Origin of the sequence: Myxococcus llanfairpwllgwyngyllgogerychwyrndrobwllllantysiliogogogochensis (genome assembly GCF_006636215.1) — a bacterium.
Classification (GTDB): Bacteria; Myxococcota; Myxococcia; order Myxococcales; family Myxococcaceae; genus Myxococcus; species Myxococcus llanfairpwllgwyngyllgogerychwyrndrobwllllantysiliogogogochensis.
The window spans coordinates 1-19,788 of the sequence record NZ_VIFM01000213.1 but is presented as its reverse complement, the minus strand read 5'-3'; the positions used below and the strand labels follow the sequence as shown (position 1 = coordinate 19,788).

At 69.3% G+C, this 19,788-nt stretch carries 18 protein-coding genes; 16 read left to right on the top strand and 2 right to left on the bottom strand.

What is annotated here, in order from left to right; all coding sequences use genetic code 11:
* The first annotated feature begins 23 nt into the window (after positions 1–23).
* The 3 genes from FJV41_RS55030 (at position 24) to FJV41_RS36295 (ending at position 1,837) form a co-directional block, all read left to right on the top strand.
* Positions 24–170, top strand: a complete 147-nt coding sequence (locus FJV41_RS55030; RefSeq protein ID WP_368773775.1) for a helix-turn-helix domain-containing protein — start codon at positions 24–26, stop codon at positions 168–170.
* Between the two features lie 99 nt (positions 171–269).
* Positions 270–674 carry a hypothetical protein gene (locus FJV41_RS36300; protein ID WP_141647192.1) on the top strand — a complete coding sequence of 135 codons (405 nt, stop codon included), beginning with the start codon at positions 270–272 and terminating at the stop codon, positions 672–674.
* Positions 671–1,837, top strand: coding sequence for a hypothetical protein (locus FJV41_RS36295; RefSeq protein WP_141647191.1), 1,167 nt, complete (start codon positions 671–673; stop codon positions 1,835–1,837). Before FJV41_RS36300 ends, FJV41_RS36295 begins: the two co-directional genes overlap by 4 nt.
* A 59-nt stretch (positions 1,838–1,896) precedes the next feature.
* On the opposite strand, the gene mobA is transcribed toward FJV41_RS36295, so the two are convergent.
* Complete coding sequence (gene mobA, locus FJV41_RS36290) at positions 1,897–2,523, bottom strand: molybdenum cofactor guanylyltransferase (RefSeq protein WP_141647190.1); 627 nt, start codon at positions 2,521–2,523, stop codon at positions 1,897–1,899.
* 351 nt (positions 2,524–2,874) lie between these two features.
* On the opposite strand from mobA, the gene FJV41_RS36285 reads away from it, so the two are divergent.
* From FJV41_RS36285 to FJV41_RS36235, 12 genes are all read left to right on the top strand, one after another.
* Positions 2,875–4,134, top strand: coding sequence for a molybdopterin molybdotransferase MoeA (locus FJV41_RS36285; RefSeq protein ID WP_141647189.1), 1,260 nt, complete (start codon positions 2,875–2,877; stop codon positions 4,132–4,134).
* 151 nt (positions 4,135–4,285) lie between these two features.
* Entirely contained in the window at positions 4,286–5,692 is a 1,407-nt protein-coding gene (gene mobB / locus FJV41_RS36280) for a molybdopterin-guanine dinucleotide biosynthesis protein B (protein WP_141647188.1), read from the top strand.
* 315 nt (positions 5,693–6,007) lie between these two features.
* A complete protein-coding gene (gene epsZ, locus FJV41_RS36275) occupies positions 6,008–7,498 on the top strand; it encodes an exopolysaccharide biosynthesis polyisoprenyl-phosphate hexose-1-phosphate transferase EpsZ (RefSeq protein ID WP_141647187.1) in 1,491 nt (496 codons plus the stop codon).
* Between the two features lie 107 nt (positions 7,499–7,605).
* Entirely contained in the window at positions 7,606–9,156 is a 1,551-nt protein-coding gene (wzx, locus tag FJV41_RS36270) for an exopolysaccharide biosynthesis flippase (RefSeq protein ID WP_246137633.1), read from the top strand.
* Between the two features lie 18 nt (positions 9,157–9,174).
* A complete protein-coding gene (gene epsY, locus FJV41_RS36265; protein WP_141647186.1) occupies positions 9,175–9,813 on the top strand; it encodes an exopolysaccharide export protein EpsY in 639 nt (212 codons plus the stop codon).
* A 3-nt stretch (positions 9,814–9,816) separates the two neighbouring features.
* A complete protein-coding gene (epsX, locus tag FJV41_RS36260; RefSeq protein WP_141647185.1) occupies positions 9,817–11,067 on the top strand; it encodes an exopolysaccharide export protein EpsX in 1,251 nt (416 codons plus the stop codon).
* A gap of 11 nt (positions 11,068–11,078) precedes the next feature.
* On the top strand, positions 11,079–11,255 hold the full coding sequence (locus FJV41_RS52620) for a hypothetical protein (RefSeq protein ID WP_174456159.1): 177 nt from the start codon (positions 11,079–11,081) through the stop codon (positions 11,253–11,255).
* 29 nt (positions 11,256–11,284) lie between these two features.
* Positions 11,285–11,689: an exopolysaccharide biosynthesis response regulator EpsW gene (gene epsW / locus FJV41_RS36255; RefSeq protein ID WP_141647184.1), complete on the top strand. Its 405-nt coding sequence runs from the start codon at positions 11,285–11,287 to the stop codon at positions 11,687–11,689.
* A 2-nt stretch (positions 11,690–11,691) separates the two neighbouring features.
* Complete coding sequence (epsV, locus tag FJV41_RS36250; RefSeq protein ID WP_246137634.1) at positions 11,692–13,209, top strand: PCP family exopolysaccharide biosynthesis protein EpsV; 1,518 nt, start codon at positions 11,692–11,694, stop codon at positions 13,207–13,209.
* 22 nt (positions 13,210–13,231) lie between these two features.
* Positions 13,232–14,440, top strand: coding sequence for an exopolysaccharide biosynthesis GT2 family glycosyltransferase EpsU (gene epsU / locus FJV41_RS36245; RefSeq protein WP_141647182.1), 1,209 nt, complete (start codon positions 13,232–13,234; stop codon positions 14,438–14,440).
* A gap of 162 nt (positions 14,441–14,602) precedes the next feature.
* Positions 14,603–16,696, top strand: coding sequence for a YfbK domain-containing protein (locus FJV41_RS36240; protein WP_220137929.1), 2,094 nt, complete (start codon positions 14,603–14,605; stop codon positions 16,694–16,696).
* A gap of 102 nt (positions 16,697–16,798) precedes the next feature.
* On the top strand, positions 16,799–17,578 hold the full coding sequence (locus FJV41_RS36235) for a carboxypeptidase-like regulatory domain-containing protein (RefSeq protein WP_141647180.1): 780 nt from the start codon (positions 16,799–16,801) through the stop codon (positions 17,576–17,578).
* A 9-nt stretch (positions 17,579–17,587) separates the two neighbouring features.
* Here FJV41_RS36235 and FJV41_RS36230 read toward each other — a convergent pair whose 3' ends face one another.
* A complete protein-coding gene (locus tag FJV41_RS36230) occupies positions 17,588–19,000 on the bottom strand; it encodes a serine hydrolase domain-containing protein (RefSeq protein ID WP_141647179.1) in 1,413 nt (470 codons plus the stop codon).
* Between the two features lie 212 nt (positions 19,001–19,212).
* Between FJV41_RS36230 and FJV41_RS36225 the strand changes: the two genes are divergently transcribed.
* On the top strand, positions 19,213–19,788 hold a 576-nt coding region (locus FJV41_RS36225; protein ID WP_181791168.1), incomplete at its 3' end, for a carboxypeptidase-like regulatory domain-containing protein.

The following is a 19,788-nucleotide window of genomic DNA, read 5'->3' as shown; positions in this document are numbered from 1 at the left end:
GGCGCCCTCCCGCCGAAGCCGACATGCAGCGATATTTCGGCACCACTCCTCCCACCGTCCACCGCATGGTGCTGGAGCTTGAACGCCGGGGGCTCATCCGGCGCAGCGCCGGACAGGCCCGCAGCATCGAACTGCTGCTGGCCCCGGAACTTCTGCCCGTCCTACGCTGAGTCGCTCAAAACCAATCGGTCAGAACCTCTGTGCCGAGGTACTAGAATGAACCGGGTGAGGCCGGCAAAGCCCGCCATCACCCGTCGAGGGGGAACACCATGTCAGGCAACGACAAGCTGGAGTCCATCATCCAGGTGCCACACGCGGACCGGAAGGGCGTGAAGCTGGTGCTGGAGCGGCCCTCGGGTGTCCTCAACACCGTCGCCATGCGACTGGTCGTCAGCGGGAAGATGCAGGGCCAGGAGCGCCGCCAGCTCCACTCGGACGTCTTCACCGGCGAGGGCACCATCCCCCTGCCCGACGACTTCCTCCCCACCGCCGCCCAGGGCTGGGTGCGCGCCGTGTTCTCCGTCGCGGACCCGACGGGCGCGGGAGCCCGGTTCCTCCAGCGCGCGACGCTCGTCTTCGAGAAGGGCCAGAAGGAAGCCCTCTGGGACGACTTCTCCCTCCAGCAGGGCGCGGTGGCCGACTTCATCACCCTCACCTGGACGGTGGTGGAATGAGGGCGCTCCTCGCGCTGCTCCTCCTCTGCGCCTCCGTCGCGAACGCCCAGGACGGTGGCACCCCGGACGCGGGCACCGTGGAGCTCGACTTCCCCAGCATCCTCCGAGGCGGCTCGGAGACCGCCGCCGGACTGGACATCGCCACCGCCGGAGAAGTCGTCCACCCCTCCAACCCCTCCGCCCTCGTGGCCAGCCTGCGCGGCGTGGGCGCGGTGCTCGACGGCACCCAGGCGTCCTTCGCGCTCCAGCTCAACCCCTACCTGCTCACCGAAGGCTTCGAACGGCTCTACTCGGAGGCCGTCGCCGCGCGGAACGCCTCCGTCCTCACCCGCCTGCTCCAGGACACCGCCATCACCCTCGGCGTGGGCCAGGACACGCCCTTCCAGGACGCCGTCCCGGAGAAGGGACGCTTCGCCACGGTGATGGCCGGCCTGTCCGTGGACGTCCTCGGCGAGCGCAGCATCTACGGCTCCACCTACAACACCTGCATCACCCGCGTCCTCGCGGACCCGAGCCTCTACGAGTTCCCCGACAAGCCCCTGCCCGGCGACCATGTGAATCCCGCCGACTTCGAGAAGGCCCTCGCGGACTACCGCCTGGCCATGGAGGCCGCGCGCCAGGCGGGCATCGCGAAGATTCGCCAGGGCCTCCCCGCCTGCACCCGCGAGACACGCCAGGCCTCCAGCGCCCTCTTCTTCTCCGTCGGCGGACGCTGGGTGACACCCGGCCTCAAGTCACATGACGGAGACGGCGTCGCCATCCAGCGCGGCTTCGGCGCGGCCACGCTGGAGCTGTTGAGCAGCGCGGACTCCAACCTCGAGGTCGCCATGCAAGTGCGCGTACTCCAGGAACGCCCGCGCCCGGAGCTCTCCATGGACAGATGGGTCGACGTCGGCCTGTCCTTCGGCGTCGCCTCGCAGCGCTTCCAGCTCAAGCTCGAAGCCACCCAGTCACTGTTGAAACTGGGAAACACGGACACGAAACGCGCCAGCGTCGTGGCCACCACCCGCGTCATGGTGGGCGACCGCTTCACCGTGGGCCTGGGCGTACAGGGCCAGGGCGAGGACATGTCCGATGCCGTCGGCCAGATTCGCCCCAGCCTCGTGCTCGACCTGGCGGAGCTGCCCACCCTCCTCCAGCCCGTCCCGACGCCTCGCTCCTGACGGCGCCGGGCGGCGCGAGGCCATGACACGCATTCATGGCGCGTGTCTCGGGACGAGGGCTAATCGCCAGGCAGCGTCACCGCGTACCGCGTGAGGTCCTGGGGGGTGTTCACGTTCACCAGCGAGCGCAGCGACGGGTCCACGGCGCGCAGCGCGGACTCGGGCAGCAGTCGCGCGCGGAAGCGGGAGAGGAGCTGACGCAGGGACGGGTCTTCGGACAACGTCGCGCGCCAGACCCGCGCGAGCGCGGCACGGTACACGGCCAGCAGGGGCTCCACGCGTCCGCCCGCGTCGAAGCACACCGCGTCCACGTCGTCACCGCGCGCGTCGAGCAACACGCGCAGGACATCGGGCGAGATGAAGGGCATGTCACATGCGACCGCCACCACCCAGGGCGTCCGAGCCGCGGAGAGTGCCGCGTGGACGCCGCCGGGCGCGCCCTTGTCCGGCACCACATCCGCGACGGTGCGCAGCGCATAACGGGCGTAGGGCTCCGGTGAATTGGCGACGAGGAGCACCTCACCGAAGCGGGGCGCCAGCGCGAGCAGTCGCGCCAGCACCGTGCGGCCCTCCACCTCCAGCAGGCCCTTGGGCACACCGGACAGTCGTCGTCCCTGGCCTCCCGCGATGATGGCCAGCGTCACGTCCGGATACGTGTTGCCGAGACTGCCGCTGTTGGGGTCCATGGCTCGTGTCTCGCTCTCCCCTGGAACGTCGGCACTTGCCCCCGGCCACGCGCGACGTCACACGTTCCATCCCGAGTGCAGCGAAGCACGCACGAGAGCCCTCCCCTCAGAATGCCACACCTCGAACGGAGAGGTGAGCGCGCCCCCTCGATTCGAGGTCACCCGCGGAGTGACGCGGCGAGTCCACGCGCTGCCTCCGAGCACCACGGCCGTGCATCGAAGCTCCATGTCGAAGCGGTGCATCCCGCGCGGCGCCATGCCCGGGCCCACCGCGAAGGACAGCAGGCGAACAGACGGCCCGCGGCCCCGTGGACAACGGACAGGGCCCGCGGCGTAGTCTGCGCGTCCCCGATGCCGCTCACGTCCCTCTCCGCCGCCCGGCAGGCCGCGCTCGAAGCCATTGCTCCCGCGGCTCCCGAGCCCGTGCCCCTGCTCGATGCCCACGGCCGCTTCCTGGCCACGGACGTCCGAGCCTCGCGCTCGCTGCCCGGCTGCGACAACTCCGCCATGGATGGCTGGGCCGTTCGCGCGGAGGAGACTCGCGGCGCCAACCGTGACAGCCCCACGAGGCTGCGCGTCATCGACACCATCTACGCGGGCGCCCTGCCCGCTCGCGCGCTCCAGCCCGGCGAGGCCGCGCGCATCTTCACCGGCGCACCCATCCCCTCCGGTGCCGATGCCGTCGTGCGACAGGAAGCCGCGCGCGCCTCGGACGATGGCCTCACCGTGGACCTCTTCATCACCGTGCCCCCCGGCCACGACATCCGCCGCACCGGCGAGGAGGTCCGCGCGGGCGCGCCGCTGTTCCGCGAGGGCCAGTGTGTGAATGCCTCCGTGCTTGGCGTGCTCGCGTCCCAGGGAGAGACCACCGTCCGCGTGCGTCCGGCGCCACGGGTGGCCGTGCTCGCCACGGGTGACGAGCTCGTGCGCCCCGGTGAGCCCGCGCTCGCGCATCAGGTCTACGAGAGCAACCTGGTCCTGGTCGCGGCGCTCGCGCGCGAAGCGGGCGCCCACGTGCTCCACATGTCCCGGGCCCGCGATGACGAGGACGCCCTGCGCGAGGCCCTGACCGAGCTCGCGCCGCGAGTCGACGTGCTCATCACCACGGGCGGCGCGTCGGTAGGAGACAAGGACCACGTGAAGCGCGTGCTCACCGCGCTGGGCGCGCGCTTCTTCGTCGACGGAGTGGCCCTGAAACCAGGCAAGCCCGTGGCCGTCGCGCGCCTGGGGGACACCGCCATCGTCGTCCTGCCGGGCAACCCGGGCGCGGCCACCGTCGCCTTCGACCAGCTCGCGAGGCCGCTGCTGCTCAAGCATCAGGGCGTGCTCGAAACGCGCCGCCGCGTTCGCGCGCGCCTGTCCGAGCCCCGTCACAAGCAGGCCGGCCTCACCTACCTCATCACCGCCACGCTGGAGCACGGCGACGAGGGCCTTCGCGCCTGGCTGCGCCCCCAGGGCGCCGGGCAGATTCTCCAGAACGTCCAGGCAGACGGCTGGGCCGTCCTGCCTCCGGGCCGCGCCGACTTCAACGAGAACGACCTCGTCGAGGTGGAGCTGTTCGACCGCCCCCACCACCACGCGGCGGACTCAGCCCCGGACACCGCGCCGTGAGCCATGTGCCCGCTCAACGCCGTCGAGCCATTCGACCGCCCCCACCACCATGCGGCGCACTCAGCCCCGGACACCGCGCCGTGAGCCATGTGCCCGCTCTCAACGCCGTCGAGCCATTCGACCGCCCCCACCACGCCGCAGCCCTGAAGCCATGAGCCGCGTGCCCGCTCTCAGCATCGTCGGCTGGTCCGGCGCCGGGAAGACGACGCTCCTCACGCGGCTGCTCCCGGAGCTCGCCTCGCGAGGACTGCGCGTCGCCGCCGTGAAGCACTCCTCGGACACCCACCCGCTCCACCGGGGGGGCAGCGACACGGCCCGCTTCCAGGAAGCCGGCGCCTGCCTCACCGGCTTCGCCACACCCTCGGGCGTGCAGCTCACCACCGGCACCGCCCCCACGGAGGCCCTTCCGGAGCTGCTCATCCGCCTCGCGGGCACCCTGGACCTCGCGCTGGTGGAAGGCTGGAAGGACGGCCCCCTCCCCAAGCTGGAGGTGTGGCGCGAGGGATTGGGCCCGCCCCTCGCCTCCTCCCGTCCGGAGGTCTTCGCCCTCGTCACGGACGCGCTCGTGTCGAGCCCCTCCGCCGCGCGGCTGCTGTCACCGGTCGACACGCGCGCCATCGCGGACGCCCTCCTCGAACACCTGCGCCCGCCCCGACGCGCGCCACTGCCGCCCCAGGATGCGCGGGGCGTGGCCTCTCGTCCGGTGCGACGCTGGAACGGCGCCACCCTCCTCCCCGCCGAGGACGACACCATCGCCGTCGAGGAGCCGCTCGAGCTGCGCGTCAACGGCGAAGCCCTGGCCACCACCATGCGGACACCCGGACATGACCGGGAGCTGGCCGTGGGCTTCCTGCTGGCCGAGGGCCTCATCCGAAGCGCGGACGACCTGGGCACCCTCTCCCACTGCGGCCGGCCGGGCGAGGAAGGCTGGGGCAATGTGCTTGAGGTCACTCCCGCCCCAGGTGTTGTCATTGACCCTGATCCACTGAAGGCCACCCGCCGGGGCACCCTCACCACCTCCGCATGTGGCGTCTGTGGCCGGCGCAGCGTGGAGGACCTGCTGTCCCGCTGCACCCCGCTCCCGCCCGGCCCCAGGCTTTCCCCAGAAGTCGTGGCCCGCGCCACCGAGCGCCTGCGCGACGTGCAGCGAAACTTCGCCCGGACCGGGGGAGTCCACGCCGCCGCCGCGCTCGACGCCGAGGGCCAATTGCTGGCGTCCTTCGAGGACGTGGGCCGCCACAACGCCGTCGACAAGGTCGTGGGCGCCCTCGTCCTGGCCAGGGCCTCGCGCGCAGTCCCCGCGCCGCCCGTCGCCCTGACGCGTCAGCCCGTGCTGCTCGCCGTCAGCGGACGCGTCAGCTTTGAAATCGTCCAAAAGGCAGTCATGGCCAGAATCCCAGTCATTGCGGGTGTTTCCGCGGCCAGCACGTTGGCCATCGACCTGGCGCTGCGTTCCCACGTGACGCTGGCGACGTTCGTCCGGAACGGGCGCTTCAACGTCCACACCCACCCGGAACGGCTGGAATCCGCGCAACCCCGCGAAACTCCTGGACCCTGACCCCATGCATCCATCCCACCCACGCGCTCCGTACCGTTCGCGTCAGACCGGCACCGTAGATGCAATGTGTTGGGGGACGTCACCTTCGCGCGGGGAAGCGAAGGGGCGACTCCCGGTGTTCGCTGGGACCCCCTGAGATGCGACGAGAGTCGGATGATCCAAAGATTTCACACCATGTCACGTCTTACTCACAGTGCGGGGGGTTGCAACGCGCCGCACAAGCATGGCAAAAAGCAGTTCTTTCCGACTTGAAGATTTTCAGCCTCAACGGCATCCTCTACCGGAACTGAACACTCAGTGGGCGGGTAGAGGGGGGTGGACACGATGAGCAGCGCAAGTACTGGTGCGGCGGTCGGTGCTCCTGGGTCGGCATCCGCTCAGGGCAATGTGGGGGGCGCGGCGGAAGAGCTGGTTCCCGGGCCAAAGCTTGCGCCCGGCTTCGCGGCCAAGCTGAACCTCACCGTAGACCTGGTCTTGATGTCGGCGGTGCTGACGGCCTCGGCATGGCTGGACGGGCTGCTATGGGCCCAGCCCGGCTGGCTGTTGCCCGCGCTGGTCATCGCGTCCCTCATCGTGTGGATCATCACCGGCACCGCGCTGTGTCTGTACGACTCGCGCTTCGCGGAGCGCAGCAAGCTGGACCACGTGGCCCTCGTGTCGGTGACGACGCTGGCCGTCGTCACGGTGTTGGCCGTGGTGCACCTGGCGCTGCCGGAGACGATGAAGGTCCCCGGCCTTGCCCCGCTGCTCATCCTCTTCTGGCCCGTGGCGTTGCTCTTGCGGCTGTTCGTCTTCCGCTCGGTGGCCTCCCAGGAGCGCCCCACGGACACGGTGGTCATCGTCGGCACGGGCGCCATGGGCCGCTACTCCGGCGAGGACCTGGCGCGCCGCGGCCGTCGTCAGCTCATTGGCTACGTGCGCTTCCACGACGACACGGGCTCCATCGGTGAATTGCCCGCCAAGGTGCTGGGCACGGTGGATGACCTGGAGCACATCCTGCGCAACACCGCCGTGGACGAAGTCTACATCGCCGGCAACACGCTCAAGCAGGGCGAGGCGATGCAGGCGTCCATCAAGCTGGCCGAGCGCTTCGGCGTCCCCTTCGCGCTGCCCGCGCACAGCTTCCGCCTGGACCGCGCGCGTCCGGTGGACAGCCGCGCGGTGGCGGATGGCTTCCTGCACTTCGCGGCGGTGAGCCCCAAGCCGCACCAGATGGCGATGAAGCGCCTGTTCGACATCTGCGTGTCCGCCGTCGCGCTGTGGATGCTGCTGCCGCTGCTGGGCTTCGTGGCGCTCGTGGTGAAGCTCACGTCGAAGGGCCCCATCTTCTTCAAGCAGTACCGCGTCGGGCAGAACGGCAAGCCGTTCTACATGCTCAAGTTCCGCTCCATGGTGGTGAACGCGGAGGAGCTGAAGGAGAAGCTGGCCGCGCAGAACGAGCAGACCGGCCCTGTCTTCAAGATGAAGAACGACCCGCGCATCACCGGCATCGGTCGCTTCATCCGCAAGTTCTCCATCGACGAGCTGCCCCAGTTCATCAACGTGCTGCGCGGCGAGATGAGCATCGTCGGCCCGCGTCCGCCCGTGCCCAACGAGGTGGCCAAATACGAGACGTGGCAGCGCCGCCGGTTGTCGGTGCGCCCGGGCCTCACCTGCATCTGGCAGGTCTCCGGCCGCAACCAGATTTCGTTCGAGGAGTGGATGTACCTGGACATGCAGTACATCGACCACTGGACCCTCACGAGCGACCTGCGCCTCTTGCTCCAGACGGTGCCCGTCGTGATTACGGGGCGCGGGGCCAGCTAGGCTTCCAGGCGGCCTGACTTCCTCGGGGGCGGCATTGACGCGCCGCTCCCGCTCGTCTTCTATGCACACGGGCTGGCCGGCCAATTGCCGGAGCGCCCGCTCCCACCGTGACGACCCACAGCGAATCCTCTCAGCATGACGCCCAGGAGCGTGAACGCTCCCATGAGGCGATGGGCGCGGTGCGCAACGGCCTGCAGCTCGGCGGCTCGCTGCTGGTGACGTATGCCATCGCCTTCGGCATCCGTCCCCTGCTGACGCACTACCTGTCCCCGGAGGCCTTCGGGCGCTTCAACTGGGCGGACAGCTTCTCCGCCATCTTCTTCATCGCGACCAATCTCGGCCTGGAGATGTACATCCGCAAGGAGGTGTCGCGCCGGCCCGAACACGCCAGCGACTTCTTCGGCGCCTCCATGCTGGTGCGGCTGGTGCTCACGGGCGTGTTGATGGGCGCGCTGGCGCTCGTCATGAACTACCGGGACGACCCGCCGGAGATGCGCGCGCTCGTCTACGTCTTCGGCGCCGCGCAGTTGCTCGTCATGTGCAACGCGTCCATGGCGGCGCTGCTGCACGCCAAGGGCAAGGTCGCCGGACTCTCCATCTCCAACGTCGTCACCAAGCTGGTGTGGGGCGGCGGCCTGTTCGCGGTCGGCGTCATGGGCCTGCCCCTGCCGTGGCTCGCGGTGCCCGTCGTCGCGTCGGAGGCCATCAAGCTGGCGGTGGGCTGGCACCTGGCGCGCCAGCACATGGGGCTGGTGTTCCGCGTGGACTTCCCCGCCACGTGGCGGGTGTTCAAGGCGGGCCTGCCCTACTTCCTCACCGCCGCGGCGCTCGCGACGAACGGGCGGCTGGACATCATGATTCTGGGGATGCTCGGCAACCACGAGGAGGTCGGCTGGTACAGCGCCGCGTGGAGCATCTCCAACGTCACCTTCGCCCTCAACCCCGTCATGGGCTGGGTGCTCCTGCCGCTGATGTCCCGCGCCGCCGCGCGCTCGGAAGAAGAAGTCAGCGCCATCGCCCGCCGCGCGCTGGAGGGCACGCTCGCCGTCACCGTCCCCATGATGATGCTCATCGTCATGGGCGCGCCCCTGTGGATTGGCCTGCTCGGCAAGGACTACTCGCTGGCCGTCAATCTGTTGCGGCTCCAGTCGCCCCTGTTCGTCCTCGCCTTCGTGACGATGACGTGCGGCGCCTGGCTCACCATGACGAACCGCGAGTGGTGGGTGACGGGCACCAGCATCTTCGGCAGCCTGCTGCTCAACCCGCTGCTCAACCTGATGCTGGTGCCGCGCATGCACGCGGCCTACGGCGACGGCGGCGGCGCGGCGGGCACCGCGATTTCCCTCCTGCTGATGGAGGTGGTCATCACCATCATCATGCTGGGCCGCATGGGCCGCTCCGCGGTGGACCGCCGGCTGCTCGTCAGGGTGGCCAAGACGGCGGTGGTCTGCGTGGCCATCGTCGCGCTGGACAGGACGGTGCTCCTCTCGCTTGAGGACTGGCCCCGGCTGGGCGTGGAGGCCACGCTGTATGTCTTCGGAGTCCTGGCGCTCGGCGCGGTGAAGCCGGGTGAAGTCCTCTCGGTGGTGAAGCTCGCGCGCCGCCGTGGCAACCCCGAACCGGAGCCGGCCGTCATCGCCGTCGCCCCAACTCCCTAGAGGAAACCGTCAGAGCCCATGTCGTCCTTGCCCCGCACCCATCGCCCCGCGCTCCACCTCCCGCCGCGCGTCCTCGCGTGCGCCGTGCTGCTCGTCGTGGCCTCCGCGTGCAGCGGGCTGGGCAAGTACACCTGGGTGGACGAGTACCAGGAGAAGCCGCCCCCGCCCGACGCCAGCTACCGCATCGCCGCGGGCGACTTGCTCAACATCCGCGTGTGGAACCAGGAGTCGCTCACCACGCAGGCGCGCGTGCGCGACGACGGGCGCATCAGCCTGCTGTTCCTGGACGACGTGGAGGCCGCGGGCCACAGCCCCGCCATGCTGTCGCAGCAAATCCAGACGCGGCTGAAGGACTACATCAACCACCCCGTCGTCACCGTGGCGCTGGAGATGGCGCGCCCCATCAAGGTGACCATGGTGGGCGAGGTCAACCGCATTGGCCCGCTGGAAATCGACGTGGGCGCAAGCCTCCTGCAGGCCCTGGCCGGCGCGGGCGGCTTCACCGAGTACGCGCACCAGGACCGCATCTTCGTCATGCGTCACGAGGACGGACAGGGCCCGCTGCGCATCCGCTTCCGCTACCAGGACCTCATCCACGCCGAGGGGCGCGCGCCGACTTTCCGCCTGCGCCCTGGTGACGTGGTGGTGGTGGAGTGAGCGGTGCTGGGGGCGGCGCTCACCGCGATGTGGCTGGAGGTCTCCTCCACCGCCATCACCTACACCGCGTCGGTGCGGGTGGACTCGCGCGTGCGCTCCAACGAGGACCCCGCCGAGGACGCGCCCGCCGTCGCCGGTGACACCGACTTCACGCCGATATTGGGCCTGGAGCGGCGCGAGGGGAACACCACCCTCCAGTTGGACTACGCCCCGCGCATCAGCCTGCGCGAAGTCACCGCCCAGGCGCGCACCGAAGTGCAGCACGTGGGCCGCTTCGCCGCCCTCTGGCGTCCCGAGCGCGGCCTGTCCTTCCGGCTGAGCGAGGAGCTGGTGGTGGGCAGCGTCAACCTGCTCACCACGGACGCGCTGCCGGACTTCGACCCGGACCCGATAGACCCGGACGGTCCGCTGCGCCCGCCCGTGGGCGGCGGTCCGCTCCAGCCGCTCCCGGAGACGGACACCGTCCACTTCGTTTCTTCCGCCACCTCGCTCACCGGCGAGACGAGCTGGCTGGGACGGCGCTGGCAGCTGTCCGCCACCACCGGCTTCTCCGTCAGCGGCGGCCTGGACGGCCCGGCCCGGGAAGCCGTCCCCCTCCAGTACGGCCCGCGCCTGGACACGTCGCTGAGCCACGCGCTGTCCTCGCTCAGCGCGCTGACGACGTCCGCCGCCGTGACGCACGCGCGCTTCTCCACCGGCGCCAACAACACCGTCGTGACGCTGACGGAGAGCTGGACGCGGCGGATGACGCGAAGGACTTCAGTCGAGGCCGGCGCCGGGGCCAGCATCGTCCGCTCCCTCACCGCGACGGGAGTCGACCCGGACCCCGGCGAGGAAGGCGCGGACGCAGGGCCCCGCACGGAGCTGTTGCCCAACCTCACCCTCGCGGTGGGCCACCGGATTCCCTCCCGCACCGCGGACTTCGACGGAAGGTTGGGGCTGCGAGTGTCTCCCTTCACGGACCGGCTGACGGCGCGCGTCTACCCTCGAGCGGACCTCACCGTGACGGGGACGTGGGCGCTGGGGCCTCGCGTGCGCGTGGCCACCACGGGCGGCACCGCCTTCGCGGTGGGCGGCGCGACAGGCGACCGGCTGGTGTCCGGCGGGGTGACGGCATCCTGGATTCTCAACAGTTGGATGTCGGTGGATGCCGACACACGCGGGACGTGGAGCCGCTCGCCCGAGTTGCCGGCGGCCCGCTTCCAGTGGGCGGCGGCGTTGGGCCTGTCGCTTCGTCAAACTGGTATCCTCTGAGTTCAAGGCCCATGGCGAAGCTCATCCTGATGTCCGTCCTCATCCTCACCATCACCCTCCCCGCGATGGCGGCGAGGGATGAGAATCCGATGAGGGGACTGAAGAAGGCCATCCTGTGGGTGATCCTCTTCAACGCGGCATACACCTACGGCGTCATCGTCTGGGTGCCACGGCTCGGCTTCCACTGAGCGCGACTGAGAAGAAAGGCTGACGACGGATGGAGCCCCAAATGCACACGGTTCTCCTGGTGGAGGACGCGCCCTTCTTTCGGAAGATGCTGGGCGACTACCTGCGTGCCATGGGATTCAAGGACGTGGTGGAGCTGCCCAATGGCCAGGCCGCGCTCAAGCACCTGGCGGGAGCGGCGCGTCCGGACCTCGTGTGTCTGGACCTGACGCTGCCGGATATCTCCGGCTACGACTTGTGCGAGCACATCCGCCGCACCGTGGGCATGGCGGACGTGCCGGTGCTGGTGGTGAGCGCGCGCGATTTGCCGGAGGACAAGGCCCACGCCGAGGAGGCGGGCGCCAACGGCTACCTGGGCAAGCCCTTCACGCAGGATGAGTTCTCCCGTCGGGTGGGCCAGCTCCTGAAGAGCGCCGCGGCGAGGAGGACGTCGTGACGATGCCGGCCCCCGGGCCACGGGGTCCGCGGGCTCCCGCCCCCGCTCCGCTGTACACGCCGGAGCGGGCGGAGACGAACGCGCCGTCGGACCTCATCGACTGGGGCTTCGCGATTGACGCGGTCTTCTACGTGAAGAACGCGGTGCTGCGGCACTGGTTCCTGGCGCTGCTGGTGATGGTCGCGGTGTCGGGGCTGGCGGCGGGCGTCAGCAAAATCATGCCGCGCAAGTACCACGTCGAAACGCGGATGCTGACGCAACGCAACTTCATCATCGCCTCGCTGGCGAACCCGGGCCGCTCCATTCCGGTGGACGCGGACCAGCCCACGCGCGCGGCGTGGGAGATGGTGATGAAGACGGACAACATCAAGGCCATCGTCCGGGACGCGAAGCTGGTGGAGTACTGGGAGCTGCAGCGCTCGCCCATGAGCAAGCTGAAGGAGACGCTGCTGCGCAAGCCGCCGCCGCCCATGTCGGACGACGACAAGCGCGACGCGCTCACCGCCATGCTGGAGCAGGCCATGCTCGTCATGGTGGAGGGTGGCACGGGCACCGTCACCATCGGCGTGGACTGGAGCGACCCGCAGCTCGCGCTCAACATCGTGGAAGCGGCGCAGAAGAACTTCCTGGAGATGCGGCAGGCGGCGGAGATGGGCGCGGTGTCGGAGGCCATCACCATCCTCGACAAGCAGGTGATTGACGAGGGCGAGGGAATCAAACAGGCCATCGCCGCGCTGGACGCCACCGTGAAGCGCGTGGAGACGAAGCGCAAGCGCGACGAGGCCAAGGCCGCGACGCGCGGAGGCCGCAACGCGCAGGCCCAGGCGCAGGCGGGGCTGGGCATCAACACCAACCACCTGCTCGCGCAGATGCGGTTCATGGTGCAGACCAAGCGCCGGGCCATCTCCGACGTGGAGGAGTTCCGCGCACGGCGGCTGACGGAGCTGCGCAACCAACTGGCCGAGCAGCGCGTCATCTACTCGCCGCAGCACCCGCTCATCACGGACCTGGAGCAGCGCATCATCGCGCTGACGGAGGACTCGCCGCAGTTGGTGGCGCTGCGCTCGGAGCTCAACGAGCTCATCAACGAGTACATGCGCAACGGCGGAGACCCGGGCGAGCTGGAGCAGGGGACGACGGGGCCGCTGTTGGGCGCGGCGGCGTTCGGCGGGCCGACGACGGCGGACAACCCGGAGGTGTCGGTGGCGGCGGACCGGGTGCGCATGCTGGTGATGCGGCATCAGGAGAAGATGCGGCGGTTGGACCAGGCGAAGACGGAGCTGGAGATTTCGCGCGCGTCGATGAAGCACCGCTTCAGCGTGCTGGCGCCGCCGCAGTTTCCGGAGAAGCCGTCCAAGCCGAAGGTGCAGCTCATCCTCGCCGCGGGCGTGGTGGGTGGCATCGCCATGGGCATCTTCGCGGCGGTGGCGCTGGACATCATCCGTCGGCGCATCCTGGAGAAGTGGCAGGTGGAGCGAATCCTGAAGCTCCCGGTGCTGGCGGAGCTGGAGCGGCGCTGACGCGCGCTCGGGGGAGAGTCTCGTGACGGTGTGGACCTGGGTGGACCTGGCGCTGTGCGTGGCGCTGTTGCCGGTGGTGGTGGCGTGCGGCTACCTGCTGCTCCTGACGCTGCTGTCGTGGCGGCGCGCGGCGCCGGTGCCTCCCGCGCCCACGCGCAAGTTCGACGTGGTGATTCCCTCGCACAACGAGGAGCTGGGCATCGCCCGCACGGTGGCGAACCTGTCCGCGGTGGACTACCCCGCGTCGCTGCGGCGCATCCTCGTCGTGGCGGACAACTGCTCGGACGCCACGGCCGAGAAGGCGCGCGAGGCGGGCGCCACGGTGCTGGAGCGGCACGACACGGAGAAGCGCGGCAAGGGCTATGCGCTCGCGTACGCCTTCGAGTTCAGCCAGAAGGACGGCTTCGCTGACGCCGTCGTCGTGGTGGACGCGGACACGGTGGTGTCCCCCAACCTGCTGCATGCGTACGCGCGGCGGCTCGCGGACGGCGCGCACGCGGCGCAGGCGCACTACGGGGTGATGAACCCGACGGCGTCGTGGCGCACGCGGCTGATGACGATTGCGTTGGGCATGTTCCACAAGGTGCGCTCGTCGGGGCGCGAGGCGATGGGCGTCTCCTGCGGCCTGCGCGGCAACGGCATGTGCTTCACGCACGCGGTGCTGCGCGAGGTGCCGCACGACGCCTTCAGCGTGGTGGAGGATTTGGAGTACGGCATCCGCCTGGGCCGCAAGGGCCACCGCGTGCACTACGCCTGGGAGGCGGAGGTGCAGGGGGAGATGGTCTCCGCGGAGAAGCAGAGCCGCTCGCAGCGCCAGCGCTGGGAGGGTGGGCGCAGCCAGATGCGCAAGCTGCACGGCTGGCCGCTCCTGAAGGACGCGCTGAAGCAGCGCAGTGGATTGCTGCTCGACCTGTCCATGGACGTGCTGGTGCCGCCCTTGAGCCAGTTGGTGCTCGCGGCGGTGGGCAGCGCGGTGGCGGCGTCGGTGCTGGTGTGGCTGTCGGGTGGCACTGCGGTGTGGGCGTCGGCGCTGGCGGGCTTCGGACTGATGAGCCTGGGCGCGTACGTGCTGCGCGGCTGGTGGGTGTCCGGCGTGGGGCCTCGCGGCCTGTTGGACCTGGCCTGGGCGCCCGTGTACGTGGTGTGGAAGGTGGGGCTGATGTTGCGCGGCCCCGGCGCGGAGAAGCGCGGCGAGTGGGTGCGCACCTCGCGCGAGGCCGAGCGTCCCTGAGGGGTTGATGTGCCGGGCCCCTCGGGGTCCGTGACGTCCGCTTCGTGCGGAAACCATGATGGAGCCTGGAGCCTCGCGTGCGATGCGAGGCGTGGGCCCTCTGGATGATGGCCACCTCTCGAAACGCAGGGGTGGGCTCTCGTGAACGCTGTCATTCCTCGGATGCTGTGTGGACTGCTGGCGCTGTTTGCCTCGCAGGTGCTGGCCCAGAGCAGCACCATCACCGGCACGGTCATCGACGCGCAGAGCCGTCAGCCGGTGCCCGACGTGGTGGTCACCGCGACGTCGCCCAATCTCCAGGGCGAACAGACGGTCATCACCGACGCCCAGGGCGAGTATCGCATCCCCCAGCTTCCTCCCGGCGTGTACCTCCTTCGCTACGAGAAGGAGCGGTACAAGCCCTATGCGCGGAGCGACGTGCAACTGCGGCTGAACCGCACCATCCGCGTCAACGTCGAGCTGCTCACCGATCCCCTCGGTGAGGTGGTGGAGATTTGCGCCGCTCCGGACATCGATGAGGGCTCCACGACCACGGGCGTCAACGTGGACCAGGAATTCATCAAGCGCCTCGCCGCTCCCGGTTCGGGCGGCACGTCACGGTCCTTCGAATCCCTGGCCGAGCTGGCCCCAGGTAAAGAGAACGACCAGTACGGCGTGCCCATCGGGGAGGCGCTCACCGTCGTGAGCGCGGCCCCTCGGTACAACCTCTCCCCCGCGATGCCCGGCATGTCGATGACGCTGCGGCTCCATCCCGTCCCGTCGGAGCAGCCCCTCAGGAGACTCCGGCGCGGCGAGCCGCTGACCCGCGCGCACTACTTCGACATGTACTTCAAGGGGTACGGGGTGAACCCCACGGTGGACACGGAGGACGAGCGCTTCTCCACCTTCTCCGTGGACACCGACACCGCCTCGTACACCCTGGCGCGCGCCTACCTGGAGCGCTCGTCACTCCCGGAAGAAGGGGCCGTGCGCGTAGAGGAGTTCGTCAACACGTTCGACCATGCCTATCCGGCCCCCGTCGAGGTCCCCTTCAACGTCCACGTGGAGGGCTTTCCTTCCCCCGCGCGCAAGGGCTACCAGGTGTTGCGTATCGGCGTGAAGGCTCGCGAGGTGAGCGACGCGCAGCGCAAGCCGAGCCACCTCGTCTTCGTCATCGATGTCTCCGGTTCGATGCAGGGAGACCAGCGGCTCGGGCTGGTGAAGCGGGCCCTGCTGTTGCTGGTGAACGAGCTGGACGCGCGAGACCGGGTCTCCATCGTCGTCTACGGCTCCGAGGCCCGGCAGGTGCTGCCTCCCACGAGCGCGGAGGACAAGGAGCGCCTGCTCACCGCCATCGACGGGCTGCACAGTGAGGGCTCCACCAACGCACAGGCGGGCATGGAACTCGGCTATCGAATCGCCTCCGAGCACCTCCTCGAAGGGGGCATCAACCGCGTCATCCTCTGCTCGGACGGAGTGGCCAACAACGGCATCACCGACGCGGACGGCATCTGGTCGCGAGTGAAGAACTTCGCCGCGCAAGGCATCACCCTGTCCACCGTGGGCTTCGGCATGGGCCACTACAACGACGTGCTCATGGAGCGGCTGGCCCAGGTGGGTGAGGGCAACTACGCCTACGTGGACCGCCTGAAGGAAGCGCATCGCATCTTCGTGAAGAACCTCACGGGGACGCTCCAGGTGGTGGCCAAGGATGTGAAGCTCCAGGTGGAGTTCGACCCGAAGGCCGTCTCGCGTTACCGGCTGCTCGGCTACGAGAACCGGATGCTGTCCAAGGAGCAGTTCCGCGACGACCGCGTGGACGCGGGTGAGGTGGGCGCGGGCCACTCAGTCACCGCGCTCTACGAGGTGAAGCTGAACAAACCCGCGCCGAGCCTGGGCACGCTGCGCATCCGCTACAAGGCGCCGGAGGGTGGGGACTCGAAGGAACTGGAGACCAAGCTGGCTCGCGGTGCGCTCCAGGCCAGCTATGGGGCGGCGGCTCCCACCACACGACTGGCGTATGTGGCGGCGGCCCTGGCGGAGAAGCTGCGGGGCTCCTACTGGACGCGCGCGCTCACGTACGGCGCCCTGGTGGAGCTGTGGGAGGGCCTGGGCGCCCCCCTGAAGGCACGAGACGACGTGAGCGAGCTGGGCGGCCTCATCCACAGGGCGGCCTCACTGGACCAGCGTCAGGACCTCTTCGAGTCGTTCGCTCCGGTGAAGTCGATGGACTTCGACCACGAACCCTCGGGGCCCCAGGACGTCGGGCTCGAATGAAGGACGTGCCGAAACCATGATGAAGCCTGGAGCCTCGCGTGCGGTGCGAGGCACGGGCGCTCTGGATGATGGCCACCTTTCGAATCGCAGGAGTGGGCTCTCGTGAACGCTGTCATTCCTCGGATGCTGTGTGGCCTGCTGGGGCTCCTCGCCTCGCAGGCGCTGGCCCAGAGCAGCGCCTTGGTCGGCACGGTCGTCGACGCACGGAGCCTCGAGCCCCTGGCTGGCGTGGTCGTCACGGTGACGTCGCCCACGTTCCTGGGCGAAATCGCCGTGCTCACCGACGCCCAGGGCACCTATCGCATCCTCGAGCTTTCGCCCGGCATGCACACCCTGGTGTTCCAGAAGGAGCCGTACCAGCCCTTCATGCGCGACAACGTCCAACTGCGACCGAACCGCACCCGCCGCGTCAACGTCACGCTGCCGCTCATCCCCATCGATGAGCCGTTGGAGGTCATCGGCAAGCCACCCCTCATCGACGCGGGCGCACGGAACACGTGCGTCAACATGAGCGAGGAGTTCGTCAAGTGCACCGACGTCGTCCGGCCGGTCGCGCGGGACCAGGGCAACGACTCCCGCGCGACCAAGGGCAGGCCCGATGCCGAGGCCAGGCCCGAGCCCGTGAAGGAGGAGCCCCCCGTCATCCACGCGCCCCCTCGGTACAACTTCTCCCCCGCCATGCCTGGCATGTCGATGACGCTTCGGCTCCATCCCATCCCCAGCGTCGAGGTCCCCAGAAGCCCCCGGCGCGGCGCTCCACCGAGCCGCACTCGCCTCCTTCGTCATGCACCTCCGAGGACGTCCGCGAGCCGCGCGACCTCCTCCACGAAGCGGCCTCGGGCCACCTGTGCCAGGACCGCTTCGAGTCGTTCGCTCCGGTGAAGGGTCGCGCTAGTTCGGCCGCTCGCTCACGCTGAGGACCGTCACGCGGCCGTCCGGGATGAGCGCCACCCTGTAGACATGGGTATCCGCGCCGAAGCGCACCAGGTACGTGTAGACGCGGTCATCGCCCACCACCTCCCGCTGGGCCAGCACCAGGGGCCCCGCGGCGCCCAGGCGCTCGAGCAGCTCGCGGAAGTGCGGCAGCGCCTCGTCGACAAGCCACTTCGGGGCATACGCGAAGCGGGTGCGGTCCACGGTCCCCATCCGGACATCCTCGAGCAACTCCGTGAGCTGGGCGGTGACCTGGGGCTCACCATCCTCGATGGGCCCAAGCTTCGGCACGGCGAGCGCGGGGTTGACGATGGCGGCGATGCCCTCGACGAATCTCGCGGGGCTGGCCCGATTCGTGTTGGCCAGCACGATGATGGACAGCGAGTCCCCGAGGAAGCGGGAGTAGACGGTGCGGAAACCCTGCCATGCACCGCCATGCTGATGCAGGGGCTTTCCGTTGCGCTCCAGGAGCTGCCAGCCAAACCCATACGGCTGGGTGGCCCCGCTGTTGAGCCGCGCGGGGGACAGGATTTCGCGCCAGCTCTCCTCGCTCAGCAAGGAGCGCTGCTGCACGGCGGCGTCCCACGCCAGCATGTCCTTCAACGAGAAGTAGAGCGACCCATCTCCCGTGGTGTTGAGGGACTGGGAGACCCAGGTCTGGTGCTTCACCTCGCTGCCCACCAGTCGATAACCGGAGGAGCGGTTGGGGATGACGTCGGCCTCGCTGATGCCGCGTGCCGTCTTCATCCCCGCGGGCTTGAAGACCTTCGTGGCGAGGACTTCGCCGTAGGGCGTCCCCGCGACGCGATTCACCAGGAGGCCCAGGAGGACATAGCCGGAGTTGCTGTAGCTCCACCGCACGCCCGCGGGGAAATCCAGGGGCAGCGCGTAGATGAACCGGGCGAACTCCTCGTCCGTGTAGTCCTTGCGCTCGTCGAGCTGGCCCTCCAGGTCCTGGATGCCGGAGGTGTGATTCAGCAGGTGGCGCACGGTGATGGGCGCCCACGAGGCCGGGGCGTCGGGGAAGTACTTCGTGATGGAGTCCGACAGCGAAATCCGGCCGGCCTCCACCTGGGCCATCACCGCCATCGTGGTGAACATCTTCCCCACGGAGCCTGACTGGAACAGCGTGTCCGTCCCCACCGGGACGCGGTGCTCCAGGTTGGCGGAGCCATAGCCCTTCGCCAGGACGACGCGCCCATGCTGCACGACGCCCACCGCGAGCCCCACCACCCCCTGACGCTTCTGCTCCGCGCGAACGAACGCGTCGATGCGCTCACGAAGCGAGCCCTGCGCCACCGCGGGCCCCGCCGCGAGCAGGCCGACAAGGACGACGACGAACGCCGAGATGGACCGCGAACCACGTCGCATGAAAGCTCCTGACCCCAAGAGGACGCCGCACCAGAGCATCCCCGGCCTCCACTCGTGAAGAGGAAGGACGACACCGGGACAGGTCCTTGCCGCGTGAGAAGCATGTGGAGCGCCCCATGACGAAACGATGACTCAGCAAAGAGGCGCACGTGCGGTTCACGCGGTGCGACTCACGGACGATGGACACCTCTCCAAGCTCCGAGGTGGACGTCATGACGCCAGTCATTCGCGGTGTGCTGTGTAGCCTGTTGCTGCTGTTCGCCCTGCCCGCGCTGGCACGGAAGGCCACGGGCACCCTCATCGGCACGGTCATCGACTCACGCAGTCACAAGTCTCTCGTCGACGTGGAGGTGACCGCGACCTCGCTCCAGCAGTCTGGCTCCTGGTCAGCGAAGACCGACACCTGGGGCAGCTACCGGATGACCACGCTTCCACCGGGCGTCTACACCCTGCGCTTCGCGGGCAAGCAGTTCTATCCCAGCATCCGGCACCAGGTCCGCGTCCAGGCAGGGCGAACCCAGCGCGCCGACGCCAGCCTGCTTCCCGATGACTCTCGCGGCGAAGGCATCGAGGTCGTCAGGACGTCACCTCCTGGCACACGGCAAATCATCGACGTGGCAAGCACGGTGGCGGGCGTCAACGTGGACCAGGAGTTCATCAAGCGCATCACCGTCGCTCGGCCTGGAGGACGGGGTGGACCCTCTCGCTCCCATGAGTCCCTCGCGGGCACGAGCAACAACGAGGAGTACGGAGTCCCCGTCGCGAACCCCGGCCCCATCTCCCCCAAC